13 protein-coding genes are annotated in these 12,540 nt (G+C 66.7%); 3 read left to right on the forward strand and 10 right to left on the reverse strand.

What is annotated here, in order from left to right; translation table 11 throughout:
• Positions 1-93: 93 nt before the first annotated feature.
• Positions 94-1,053: a tetratricopeptide repeat protein gene (locus IE157_RS09980; RefSeq protein WP_193519868.1), complete on the reverse strand. Its 960-nt coding sequence runs from the start codon at positions 1,051-1,053 to the stop codon at positions 94-96.
• 150 nt (positions 1,054-1,203) lie between these two features.
• Here IE157_RS09980 and IE157_RS09985 point away from each other — a divergent pair, with 150 nt between their 5' ends.
• From IE157_RS09985 to IE157_RS09995, 3 genes are all read left to right on the forward strand, one after another.
• Positions 1,204-2,385 (forward strand): AI-2E family transporter, encoded by a 1,182-nt coding sequence (locus IE157_RS09985; protein WP_064845729.1) that lies wholly within the window; start codon positions 1,204-1,206, stop codon positions 2,383-2,385.
• 199 nt (positions 2,386-2,584) lie between these two features.
• A complete protein-coding gene (gene nucS / locus IE157_RS09990; protein WP_064845713.1) occupies positions 2,585-3,280 on the forward strand; it encodes an endonuclease NucS in 696 nt (231 codons plus the stop codon).
• 292 nt (positions 3,281-3,572) lie between these two features.
• Positions 3,573-3,776: a cold-shock protein gene (locus IE157_RS09995; protein ID WP_064845714.1), complete on the forward strand. Its 204-nt coding sequence runs from the start codon at positions 3,573-3,575 to the stop codon at positions 3,774-3,776.
• Positions 3,777-4,038: 262 nt separating this feature from the next.
• Here IE157_RS09995 and murA read toward each other — a convergent pair whose 3' ends face one another.
• The 9 genes from murA to atpB all read right to left on the reverse strand — a co-directional run bounded on the left by murA (position 4,039) and on the right by atpB (position 12,526).
• Complete coding sequence (gene murA, locus IE157_RS10000; RefSeq protein WP_064845715.1) at positions 4,039-5,322, reverse strand: UDP-N-acetylglucosamine 1-carboxyvinyltransferase; 1,284 nt, start codon at positions 5,320-5,322, stop codon at positions 4,039-4,041.
• A gap of 131 nt (positions 5,323-5,453) precedes the next feature.
• Complete coding sequence (locus IE157_RS10005) at positions 5,454-5,732, reverse strand: F0F1 ATP synthase subunit epsilon (protein WP_064845716.1); 279 nt, start codon at positions 5,730-5,732, stop codon at positions 5,454-5,456.
• Between the two features lie 2 nt (positions 5,733-5,734).
• Positions 5,735-7,201: a F0F1 ATP synthase subunit beta gene (gene atpD, locus IE157_RS10010; RefSeq protein ID WP_035964656.1), complete on the reverse strand. Its 1,467-nt coding sequence runs from the start codon at positions 7,199-7,201 to the stop codon at positions 5,735-5,737.
• Between the two features lie 42 nt (positions 7,202-7,243).
• Positions 7,244-8,155 (reverse strand): F0F1 ATP synthase subunit gamma, encoded by a 912-nt coding sequence (locus tag IE157_RS10015; protein ID WP_064845717.1) that lies wholly within the window; start codon positions 8,153-8,155, stop codon positions 7,244-7,246.
• Positions 8,156-8,212: 57 nt separating this feature from the next.
• On the reverse strand, positions 8,213-9,838 hold the full coding sequence (atpA, locus tag IE157_RS10020) for a F0F1 ATP synthase subunit alpha (RefSeq protein ID WP_193519869.1): 1,626 nt from the start codon (positions 9,836-9,838) through the stop codon (positions 8,213-8,215).
• A 169-nt stretch (positions 9,839-10,007) separates the two neighbouring features.
• On the reverse strand, positions 10,008-10,820 hold the full coding sequence (locus tag IE157_RS10025) for a F0F1 ATP synthase subunit delta (RefSeq protein ID WP_193519870.1): 813 nt from the start codon (positions 10,818-10,820) through the stop codon (positions 10,008-10,010).
• Complete coding sequence (locus IE157_RS10030; protein ID WP_035964661.1) at positions 10,820-11,371, reverse strand: F0F1 ATP synthase subunit B; 552 nt, start codon at positions 11,369-11,371, stop codon at positions 10,820-10,822. The genes IE157_RS10025 and IE157_RS10030 overlap by 1 nt, the downstream gene beginning before the upstream one ends.
• A 49-nt stretch (positions 11,372-11,420) precedes the next feature.
• Positions 11,421-11,621, reverse strand: a complete 201-nt coding sequence (gene atpE / locus IE157_RS10035) for an ATP synthase F0 subunit C (RefSeq protein ID WP_035964663.1) — start codon at positions 11,619-11,621, stop codon at positions 11,421-11,423.
• Between the two features lie 113 nt (positions 11,622-11,734).
• A complete protein-coding gene (gene atpB, locus IE157_RS10040) occupies positions 11,735-12,526 on the reverse strand; it encodes a F0F1 ATP synthase subunit A (protein ID WP_064845326.1) in 792 nt (263 codons plus the stop codon).
• Between the last annotated feature and the right edge of the window lie 14 nt (positions 12,527-12,540).

The following is a 12,540-nucleotide window of genomic DNA, read 5'->3' on the forward strand; positions in this document are numbered from 1 at the left end:
CGCTGAACGACGCCCGTCCGGGGCCGCGCGTCGCCGCAAGGCCCACCGCCCGTACCGGTCGACTTCAGCCGCAGCCCGGACATCAGCGGCAGCCTAAAAGAGCGCCCGCATCAACTGGGCGCGCGCGGCCACCACGCGGGTATCCTCCGCGCCGACGACGTCGAAGAGGTCCACGAGACGCGCCCGCGCGGCATCCTTGTCGTCCCCGGCCGTGGTGCGCACGAGGTTGAGCAGGCGCCGGAACGCGTCCTCCACGTGCCCACCGGAGAGGTCCAGGTCCGCGACGTCCAGAGCGGCCTGCACGTTCGTGGGATCAGCGGCCGCGGCTTCCCGCACGGCGGTCGCGTCCATCGCGCTCACGCGCTGCAAGAGGTGTACCTGAGCGAGTGCGAGCTTGGCGTCGTGGTCACCCGGGTTCTCCGCGAGCGCCTTGTTGTAACTGGCCTCCGCGCCGGCCAGGTCCCCGGCCTCGAGTTTGTCCAGGGCCTCCTGGTGCAGCGGGGGCAGGGGTTTGGGCTCGTTCGCCGCGACCGGTTCGGCTGTCCCCGTGACGCCGTTTTGCTGCGCGAGGCTTACGAGCTCGGTCAGCAGCTCACGCAACTGCTGTTCCGAGACCGTGGAGTTCACGAGCGGCACCACGCGCCCACCGAGCAATGCGAGCACGGTGGGAACGGTCTGCGCCTGGAACGCCTGCGCGATCTGCGGTTCCGCGGCGGCGTCCACGGTCCCCAGCATGAGCCGACCCCGGAACTCGTCCACGACCCGCCCGACCACGTCCACGAACGTCTCCGACTCCCGGCTCTGGGGCGCGTGCAGCACCACGACCACAGGGTACGTCGCGGAAGCCTCGGCGTAGCGCTGGAAGTTCGCGGTGGTCAGCTCCACGCGGTAGCTACCGGCGCCCGCGGACGCCGCCGCGGCGTCGTCGTTCGGCGCACCCGTCCGGGCACCGCCCGACGCGCCGAGATCCACGGCACCGCGCACGGACGCAGGAACCGCTTGCTCGTCCCGTGGGGGCTGCTGGTCCGGGGTGGAACGGGGGAATTCGCTCATGGGAACCTCCTTCGACGGCGAGTCCGCGACATGGGACGCGGACTCGATCGTGCGCCCTGTTCCCGGGCGCACGGACGGGTGTCTTTTGCTCCCATTATGTGCACCGGGAACGCTGGAAGTCCCGGCGGCCCGGCGTTGTACGCTTCCGGCGTGAGCACATCCCCAGGAGCGCAGGGTCGGCCCCCCGCGCGTTTCCGTCCGACCCGCCACCGCTTCGAGGTGCCGCCCGAACCCGCTGCGGGTGGAGAGCCCGCGCGGCGTGCGCCGTGGGACCACCCCGTGAACACGCGGACGCATCCCATCCAGACGGGCTTCCTGCTCACCGTGGGCGTGGGGATCGCGCTGCTGGGCTACTACGTGCTGACCAACGTGGGCGGACTCGTGGGGTGGATCGTCACGGCCGCGTTCATCTGTCTGGGGATGGATCCCCTGGTCCGCCGGCTCGAGACCAAGGGGTTGCCCCGCGCGGTGGCCGCCGGGGTGGTGATCCTGGCCCTGGCCCTGGTGATCACCGCGTTCATCATGGTCGTGGTCCCCCGCATGATCGAGCAGGCCCAGCAACTCGTGGCCCGCGCCCCCGAGCTCGTGACCGAGTTCATGAACTCCGAGTTGTTCCAGGGCCTGGACGACCGCTTCGACATCGCCGCGTCCGTGCAACACACCACCGGGGCCTTCCAGGAACGCCTCGCCACGGACGAGAACCTGCTGGGCGGGATGTTCGGTTCGGTCGTGAGCGTGAGCGGCGTGGTGATCAATGCAGTGACCGGGACGCTCATCGTCATGGCGCTGAGCCTGTACTTCCTCTTCTCGCTGCCCACGATCAAGGCCTGGTGCTATCGCCTGGCCCCCGCGAGCAAGCGCGCCCGGGTCAAGCACCTGGGCGACCAGATGACCAAGGGCGTGGGCAACTACGTCATGGGTCAGGCGTGCGTGGCACTGCTCAACGCGCTCGTCGCGTTCATCCTCATGAACGTCACGGGGGTCCCCTACGCCACACTGCTGGTCCTGTTCGTCGCGCTGCTCGCGTTCATCCCCCTGGTGGGTGGCGTGCTCGCCGGCATCCTCGTGACGCTCATGGCCACGCTCGGCGGGTGGGACACCGCGATCCCGTACGCCCTGTGCTACTTCGCGTACCTCCAGCTCGAGGCCTACGTGGTCTCACCCAGGATCATGGCCCGCGCGGTGGCCGTTCCCGGCGCGGTCGCGGTGATCGCGGTGGCCGCCGGCGGTGCGCTGTGGGGCATCCTCGGTGCGCTCATCGCCATCCCCACCGCGGCCGCGGGACTGCTGCTGGTGCGCGAGGTCTTCGTCCCGCGCCAGGACGCGCGCTGACGGCGGCGACGCCGCTGTACCCCGCCGCGCCGCGTTGTCGCCCGTGCAGGTGGGGGCGCGTCGTCGTCCGAGCAGGCAGGTGCGGGCCGTCGTCCGCGGCGGCAGCTCCGTGCCGTTGCCGCCCATGCCGACGCGCGGCGTCGTCGCCGGTGCACAAGAGCGCGTGAGCCGGGGGCAACCGGACCGCTAGGCTGTCCTGGTGCGTTTAGTGATTGCAGACTGCTCGGTACGGTACGAAGGGCGCTTGAACGCGCACCTGCCCCTGGCTCGTCGGCTCATCATGCTCAAGGCGGACGGCTCGGTGCTGATCCACTCCGACGGCGGATCCTACAAACCGCTGAACTGGATGAGTCCGCCCGCCACGATGCACGTGCGCGAACCCTCCGACGAGCTTGCCGCGGACGGTGTGAGCGAGGTGTGGGAGGTCCAGGCGGGCAAGTCCGACGACCGGCTGATCATCCACATCATGACCGTCCACTCCCAGCTCACCCACGACCTCGGCACGGACCCCGGATTGGTCAAGGACGGCGTGGAGGCCGATCTGCAGCGGTTGCTCGCGGAGCAGATCACCCTGCTCGGGGACGGGTTCTCCCTGGTGCGTCGCGAGTACCCCACGAGCATCGGCCCCGTGGACATCCTCGCGCGGGACGCCGGCGGGGCCACGGTGGCCGTGGAACTCAAGCGCCGCGGTGACATCGACGGCGTGGAGCAGCTGACCCGCTACCTCGAACTGCTCAACCGCGATCCCCTGTTGAGCCCCGTGCGAGGTGTCTACGCGGCCCAGCAGATCAAACCGCAGGCCCGTGTCCTCGCGCGCGACCGCGGCATCGAGTGCCTGACACTGGACTACGACGAGATGCGCGGCAACGTGGACACCCAGTCCCGCCTCTTCTGATCAGCCCCCTATGCCGGAACCCGTCTGCGGATCGCGTGGGAGGAAACCGGTCATATTCTCGGACCTCGTAGTAAATCACCTGATGCCGATTGACCCTGGGGCGGCAGTGTGTGATGCTTGAGGAGTTCTCGCATCATGTTTGACATGCTCGCAGGAATGGTAGCGAGCGTGAAGTTCTGACTGGCGCTGTGGCACAACATCTTGTGAGCCGCATCCACAGCCTTCTCGCGGTACCGGTTCAGGTGCACAATCGTGTGCACGCACTACATACTCCAGAAGGAGATGCCCCATTATGGCTCAGGGCACCGTTAAGTGGTTCAACGCAGAGAAGGGCTTCGGCTTCATCACGCCGGACGACGCTGATGGCGACGTCTTCGTGCACTACAGCGAAATCCAGTCGGGCGGCTTCCGCACCCTCGAAGAGAACCAGCGCGTCGAGTTCGAGATCGGTCAGGGCCAGAAGGGCCCGCAGGCCACCGGCGTGAACGTCATCTGACATTCCCCGGACGAAACCCCCGTCGCCTTTCGAGGTGGCGGGGGTTTTCTCGTGCCCGCTGTGACGCGAGCGAGTCGCGGGGCCGGGTGAGCTGAGGGGCAGATGCCGGGACGCACGGGACGTTCGCACGCCGCGGCAATCCCACTCCACAGAATGTTAAGTGGAGCAGAAGCAGCTCAGCGCGCCAAAATCTGCTTTTGCTGAGTAAAAGCAGGGGTGGGGGTGGGCGCGGCGGGTTATCCGAGGAGCGCCGCGGGCGCGGTCAGTTCCAACTGCGAGCCATGCGGCGCTGCACCTTGGCTCCCGCTCCGGCCAGATGGTCCACGAAGTGCTCGTAGCCGCGGTCGATGTGCCCCACCCCGGAGACCTCGGTGACCCCGTGGGCCGCCATCCCCGCGATCACGAGAGCCGCGCCGGCCCGGATGTCCATGGCTTCCACGGGAGCACCCGACAGCTTGTTCGACGGGACGCCGTCCACCCGGGCGTGATGCCCGTCCAGGCGCACACGCGCACCGAGCCGCTCAAGCTCCGCGGTGAATCCCCACCGGGCCTCGAACACGTTCTCCGTGATGATCCCACTACCCTCGGCCACCGCGTTGAGCGCCACCACGAACGGTTGCAGATCCGTGGGGAACCCCGGATAGGGCAGGGTCGAGACGTTGATGGCCTTGGGCCGCTCGGGACCGCGCACCACGAACCGCCCATCGGCGGTGTTGATCTCGCAACCCGCGCAGCGCAGCTTGGCCAGCACCACGTCCAGGTGTTCCGGTTCCGCACCCACGATCTCTACGCGACCGCCCGTGACCGCGGCGGCAAAGGCCCACGTCCCGGCCACGATACGGTCCGGGACCGTGCGGTGTGTGACCGGGTGCAGCCGCGGGACCCCCTCGACCATGATCGTGGTGGAACCGAGCCCCTCGATCCGTGCACCCATGGCCTGCAGCATCCGGCCGATGTCCACGATCTCCGGTTCGCGGGCCACGTTGTCCAGCACCGTGACGCCCCGGGCGGTCGTGGCTGCGGTCATCAGGTTCTCGGTGGCCCCCACGGAGGGGTAGTCCAGTCGATAGGTCGCACCCGTCAGACCGTCCGGTGCACTAGCTCGCAGGAACCCGCGTTCGATGGTCAACCGGGCCCCCATGGCCTCGAGTCCCGCGCGATGCATATCCAGGCCCCGGGTTCCGATCGCGTCCCCGCCTGGCAGGGCGACCTCGGCCTGGAGACAGCGCGCCATGAGCGGGCCCAGCACGGAGATGGACGCCCGCATGGCCCGCACGAGGTCGTAGTCGGCCTGGTGACCGAGCTCCTCCGGGACGTCGATGGTCACGGTGTGCGCCGAGGGCTCGTACGAGACCTCGCACCCGAGCCGGCGCAACAGCTCCGCCATGATCGTGACGTCCTGGATCTCGGGGACGTTGGTGATCGTGGAACGGCCCGTGGCGAGCAGCGCCGCAGCCATGAGCTTGAGCACACTGTTTTTGGCACCGTACACGGGCAGCTCACCGTTGATCTTCGTGGGCCCGTGTACTTCGATCTTCTCTTCCATGCATTCTCCTCGATCACGAGTACGGGACAGTCCGCCGTGACACCTGGGCCAGCGCACCACGGTAGGCGAACGACGTCGACCCCCGCACCCGAAGGCACGAGGGTCGACGTCAAGCGGTCACGCGATACCGCTCAGGCGGAACGCGCCTCCGAATCCAGGGAGACCTCGTCCGCAACCACCGTGACACGGTTGTTGTCCACGGAGACGAACCCGGAGTCGATGCTGCCCACGAGACGGTCGCCGTCCACACGGTCGATGGCGAACTCCCCCGGCTTGAGCAGCCCCGCCATGGACTCGTGTCCCGGCATGATGCCGATGTCGCCCTCGGTGGTGCGTACCCGCACGAGGCGCGCGGTACCCGTCCAGATCTTGCGATCCAGGGCGACGATTTCCACGATGAGTTCGGCCATGATTACTTCTCGCCCGTCTCGGCCTTGATCTCGTCCCAGCGCCGCATGACGTCGTCCAGGCCGCCGACGTTGTAGAACGCCTGCTCGGGGACGTTGTCCAGCTCGCCGTCGCAAATCTTGCCGAAGGCCTCGACGGTCTCCTCGAGGGGAACCGTGGAGCCCTCCACGCCGGTGAACTGCTTGGCGGTGTAGGTGTTCTGGGACAGGAACTGCTCGATGCGGCGGGCGCGGGAGACCACGACCTTCTGCTCCTCGGAGAGTTCTTCGACACCGAGGATCGCGATGATGTCCTGCAGTTCTTTGTTCTCCTGCAGGATCCCCTTGACACGGGTGGCCACGTCGTAGTGGGTCTGGCCCACGTACTGCGGGTCCAGGATGCGGGAGGTCGAGGACAGCGGGTCGATCGCGGGGTACAGACCACGCGAGGCGATCTCACGCGAGAGCTCGGTGGTCGCGTCCAGGTGCGCGAACGTGGTCGCGGGAGCCGGGTCGGTGTAGTCGTCAGCGGGCACGTAGATGGCCTGCATGGACGTGATGGAGTGACCACGGGTCGAGGTGATGCGCTCCTGGAGCACACCCATCTCGTCCGCGAGGGTGGGCTGGTAGCCCACGGCGGAGGGGATGCGGCCCAGCAGCGTGGAGACCTCGGAACCGGCCTGCGTGAACCGGAAGATGTTGTCGATGAACAACAGCACGTCCTGGTTCTGCACGTCGCGGAAGTACTCCGCCATGGTCAGACCGGTCAGGGCCACGCGCAGACGCGTTCCGGGCGGCTCGTCCATCTGGCCGAACACGAGGGCGGTGTCCTTGAGAACGCCTGCCTCCTCCATCTCGACCCACAGGTCGTTGCCCTCACGGGTACGCTCACCAACGCCGGCGAACACGGAGGTACCGCCGAAGTTGCGGGCCACACGCGTGATCATCTCCTGGATCAGCACGGTCTTGCCCACGCCCGCGCCGCCGAAGAGGCCGATCTTACCGCCCTTGATGTAGGGGGTCAGCAGGTCGATGGACTTGATGCCCGTTTCCATCATCTCGGTGCTGCCCTCGAGCTCCGCGAAGGACGGGGCCTTGCGGTGGATGGGCCAGCGCTCCTGGATGTCCAGCTCGGAGGTGGGCAGGTCCAGCGCGTCACCGAGTACGTTGAAGATGTGGCCCTTGACCACGTCACCCACGGGCACGGAGATGGGGGCGCCCGTGTCCTGCACGGGGGTCCCGCGCACCAGACCGTCGGTCTGCTGCAGGGAGATCGCGCGCACCACGTTGGTGCCCAGGTGCTGTGCCGTCTCGAAGGTGATCCGGCGGGGCTGGCCGTTGAACTCGTAGTCCGCGGTCAGCGCATTGTAGAGGTCGGGGACCTGGTTCTCGGGGAACTCGACGTCGACCACGGGCCCGATCACCCGGGCGATGCGGCCGGTGGCACCTTCCGAGACCGGCTGGGTGGCCTGGTCGTTGATTGTGGCAGTCATTTCTCTCACTTCGTTTCGGCTGGCAAGGGCGGGCAGCGCGGGCTACAGTGCCTCGGCGCCACTGACGATTTCGGTCAACTCGGTGGTGATCTCGGCCTGGCGGGCGTTGTTCATCAAGCGCGTGTACTTCTTGATGAGCTCGGTCGCGTTGTCCCCGGCGGCCTTCATGGCGCGCTGGCGGGATGCGAGCTCGCTCGACGCCGCGTGGCACAGGGCGGAGTAGATCCGCGCCTTCACGTACCGGGGCAGGATCTGGTTGAAGAGCTCCTCCGCGTTCGGCTCGAACTCGAAGTTGTTCTGCGTCTCTTCGAGGGCCTCGTAACGCTCGGAGATCTCGTCCCCGAGGTCGTTCGCGTCCACGACCTCCAGGGGCAGCAGGCGCAACACCCGGGGCTCCTGGTTCACCATGGAGTTGAACTGCGTGTACACGAGCAGCACCTCGTCCACGCCACCGTCCTCGTACGGGGCGTTGATGTCGCGCATCAATTTGTCCGTGAGTTCCTCGGCGCGCTCGGTCGTGGCGTTGTCCGTGTTGCCCGTCCAGAATTCGTCGTAGTCACGGTGCCGGAAGTCGAAGTACGCCTTGGCCTTGCGGCCCACGAGGTACACGCGCGCTTCCTTGCCCTGCGAACGCAACAGCTCGAGCAACTCCTCCGTGCGCTTGAGCACGTTGGAGGAGTAGGACCCCGCGAGCCCGCGGTCCGACGTGAACACCAGGACGGCCGAACGCCGCACATCGTCGGGGACGGTGGTCAGGGGGTGGGAGATGTTGTGCTGCGTGGCGATCTGGGAGACCGCGCGGGTCAGCGCATTGGCGTACGGGTACGCGGCTTCGAGACTCTGACGGGACTTGTTGATGCGCGAGGTCGCGATCATCTCCATCGCCTTGAAGATCTTCTTCATCGACGACGTGGACGCGATCTTCTGTCGGTAGACCCGAATCTGCGCTCCCATGAAATTTCCTTTCGGCACCGCCGTGGTGCGCCGGAATCCGGCGCACCACGAGAACGGTTACTTCTTGACGATCGTTTCCTGGTTCACAGCGGTCGCACCCAGGGACTCGTGCTCCTCGACCCCGGCCTCGATCCCGTGCTTGGAACCGTGGAAGTCCCGCTTGACCTCGGCCACGGCCGTCTTGAGCGCCTCGACCGCGTCGTCCTCGAGCTTGCCCGTGGAGTTGATCGAGTCCATCACGTTGGTCGTGCGCCGGACCTGGTCCAGCAGCGCGCGCTCGAAGTCCGCGACGTTGGCGACGTCGACGTCGTCGAGCTGGCCCGTGGTACCGGCCCAGATGGACACGACCTGGTCCGCGACGGGGTACGGCGTGTACTGGGGCTGCTTGAGCAGCTCCATGAGCCGCTCACCGCGGGTCAGCTGCTGACGGGACGCGGCGTCCAGGTCCGAGGCGAACATGGCGAACGCCTGCATGGAACGATAGGACGCGAGGTCCAGCTTCAGCGTGCCGGAGACCTTCTTCATGGCCTTGACCTGCGCGGCACCGCCCACGCGGGACACCGAGATGCCCACGTCCACAGCGGGACGCTGGTTGGCGTTGAACAGGTCCGACTGCAGGAAGATCTGGCCGTCGGTGATGGAGATGACGTTGGTCGGGATGAACGCCGAGACGTCGTTCGCCTTGGTCTCGATGATCGGCAGACCGGTCATGGAGCCCGCGCCCAGCTCGTCGGAGAGCTTGGCGCAACGCTCGAGCAGACGGGAGTGCAGGTAGAAGACATCACCCGGGTACGCTTCACGTCCCGGCGGGCGGCGCAGCAGCAGCGACACCGCACGGTAGGCCTCGGCCTGCTTGGAGAGGTCGTCGAACACGATGAGCACGTGCTTGCCGCCGTACATCCAGTGCTGACCGATCGCGGAACCCGAGTAGGGGGCCAGGTACTTCAGACCGGCGGACTCGGACGCGGGAGCGGCCACGATCGTGGTGTACTCCAGGGCGCCGTTGTCCTCGAGGGTCTGGCGCACCGCGGCGATCGTGGAGGCCTTCTGACCGATGGCCACGTAGATGCAGCGCACCTGCTGGTCCACGTCACCGGACTCCCAGTTGGAGCGCTGGTTCAGGATGGCGTCCACGGCGATTGCGGTCTTACCGGTCTGACGGTCACCGATGATCAGCTGACGCTGGCCACGCCCGATCGGGATCATGGCGTCGATGGCCTTCATGCCGGTCTGCAGCGGCTCGTGCACCGACTTACGCATGGTCACGCCCGGAGCCTGCAGCTCCAGTTCGCGGCGACCTTCGGTGGCGATGGGTCCGAGATCGTCCAGGGGCTCGCCCAGGGGGTCCACGACGCGGCCGAGGTAGCCCTCGCCCACGGGCACCGACAACACCTCGCCGGTGCGGTGCACCTCCTGGCCTTCCTCGATGCCCTGGAAGTCACCGAGCACCACGACGCCGATGTCGCGGGTGTCGAGGTTCAGGGCCAGGCCCAGCACCCCGTTCTCGAACTTGAGCAACTCGTTCGCCATGACGGAGGGCAGGCCCTCCACATGCGCGATACCGTCCGCGGCGGACGACACGCGTCCGACTTCTACTCGTTCCACATTGCCGGGATCGTAGGACGCCGCGAACTCATTCAGCGCACTACGGACCTCATCGGCATTGATGGTCACATCGGCCATCTACTGTCCCTGCTCTCTACGTCTTGTGATCATCGCTCGAGCCATGACCACGGGTGTACTTGTCGCGATGCGTTGCCCCATCGCCGTGCGGCCACCTCAGCGGTCGGGGGGCAACGTGACGAGATGCCGGCATCGACCGACTCCCCGCGATCCCCGCTGCGCGCGGGGATCAGGCTGCGATCCGCTGCTGCAACTGTTCCAGCCGGTGGGTCACCGACCCGTCGATGACCTCCTCGCCCACCTGCACCCGCAGGCCGCCCACCAACGACGGGTCCACCTCCGTGGTGAGCTTCAGGTCCCGTCCGTACAGCCGGTTCAGACTCTGGCGCAGTTTCTCCGTCTGGTCCTCCCGGAGGGGACGAGCCGTGGTGATCCGCGCGATCCAGCGCTGCTGACGGTCCGCGACCCACTCGGCAAAGTGCCCGAGCAGGCGACCGGGTAGTGCGCCCCGGGGTTCGCTCGCCGCGCGTTCGATCAGCAAAGAGACCTCCTCCGAGCTCGTCGTCATGAGACGACGGGCCAGGGTGACCTTGGCCTGCGCGCTCGCGCGCGAGTCCGAGAACGCGTTCTGCACCTCGGTGGAGTGATCCAGTACGGACTTGAACCGGATCAGTTCGTCCACGAGGGTCTCGAGCGCGTTCACGCCGCCGCGGTTCTCGGCGGACGCGGCCGCGAACAACACAGCCGTGCGTTCGATCCCGTCACCCAGCTGGCGCTCGGTGGCGCTGCGCTGGGATGCGAGTTCGGCGACGACGTCCACGGCCACCTCGTGCGCGCGGCCGTCGAGCAGCGTGTGCACGAACCGGGCGCGGTCCTCTGCGGGCCGGGAGGGATCCGTGAGAGCGCGGCGCAGTGCGCCGTTCTCGTCCACGATGTCCAGGATCTCGAACAACTGGTGTGCGATCTCGGGACTCGCGGCAGATGCCCAGCGGTCAACGTCCACGGAGAGCGGACGATAGGGTTCGTTCGATGCTTCTGCCATTACCGTGCAGCTCCCGTGCGACCTTGCTCGGCCTCGAGATCAGCCAGGAAACGATCGACCACGCGGTTGGCGCGATCGTCGTCGTTCAAAGACTCCCCGACGATCTTGGACGCGAGCTGTGTTGCCAAAGTGCCGACCTCGTCACGCAGTGAGACCACCGCGGCCGCACGCTCGGCCTCGATGGCCTTGTGGGCGTTCTCGGTGATCCGCGCGGATTCGAGGTTGGCGCGATCCTTGAAGTCCGCCAGGATCTTCTCGCCCTCGGAGCGAGCTTCCTCACGAATCTTCTGGGCCTCGAGCCGGGCACTTTCGAGCTGCTGGTTGTACTCGTCGCGAGCGGCCTTCGCCTCGGCCTGAGCAGCCTTGGCCTTGGCCAGTCCACCCTCGATGGCGTCAGCGCGGTCCCTGAAGACCTTCTCGAACGCCGGGACGATGAACTTGTACGCGATGAAGAGCAGAATTGCGAACCCCACAAAGGTAATCAGCATTTCCCAGCCGTTGGGGAACAGAGGGCTCTGCCCCTCTTCAGCTGCCAACACCATTGCGTTCATGAGCGCGATTCCTGTTCTCTAGTTAGGGCGAGTGCGAAAGGGAGAGCCCTTAGAGCAGCGCCAGGACGAAGCCCAGAATGGCGAGCGCCTCGACCACGGCGAAGCCCATGAACAGCATGGGCTGGATCACGCGCTGGGACTCGGGCTGACGGGCCACGGACTGCATGTAAGCCGCGAAGATGAGACCCACACCGATGCCACCGCCGATGGCAGCGAGACCGTAGCCAATAACGCTGAGCGAACCTTCCATTATGGATATTTCCTTTCTGGGTGCCCGCTGGAGCGGGCCGTGGTGCCATTACGGGAAACCGTGAATGGTCGATGGTCACGTGAGCGGCCCGGAGGTCGCGCTCCTTCGTGGGGCTAGTGCCCCTCCTGCAGTGCGCCCTGTACGTACACGGCGAACAGCAGGGTGAAGATGTAGGCCTGCAGGATCTGGATCAGAACCTCCAGGAAGTAGATGAACAGTCCGAGGACCAGACCGAAGATCGAGCCGCCGATGCCCAGGGCGCCGCCCACCTCGGTGGCGAGGTACGCCATGAAGGCCGCCGCGACCATGATGGCCATGTGGCCGGCGAACATGGTGGCGAACACACGCAGTGCGTGGGTCACGGGGCGGATGATCATGTTCGAGAGGAACTCGAGCGGGATCAGGATGAGGTACAGGACCTTGGGGACGTTCGGCGGCATGGTCATCTTGGCCATGAAGTGGCCCAGACCGTGGCGCTTGATGCCGACCCCGACCCACACGACGTAGGCGATGGCCGCGAAGACGTACGCGGTGCCGGGGTGCGAGAACGTGGGCAGCTGCAGGACGGGGATGGACCCGAAGAGGTTGTTCACCAGGATGAAGAAGAAGAAGGTGAACAGCAGGGGCACGAACGGGCGGAAGTCCTTCTCGCCGATGATGTCGCGACCCAGGTGGTTACGCACGAGCCCGTAGCCCATCTCACCCAGGTACTGGCCCTTGGTGGGGACCAGCGCTCGCCGCCGCACCACGTACATGAAGAACGCGGCGATCAGAACCACCGACAACAGGATCAGCAACGAGTGCTTACCGAGGGCGAAGGAACCCACTTCGAAGAACGGGGGCAGATGCGCATCTTCCGTGGACGGGGCCACGAATTCGGCCGGAATCCTCAGGGCGGGGTTCAATACAGGTCCTTTCT

The organism is Kocuria marina (assembly GCA_014652975.1).
GTDB lineage: Bacteria > Actinomycetota > Actinomycetes > Actinomycetales > Micrococcaceae > Kocuria > Kocuria marina.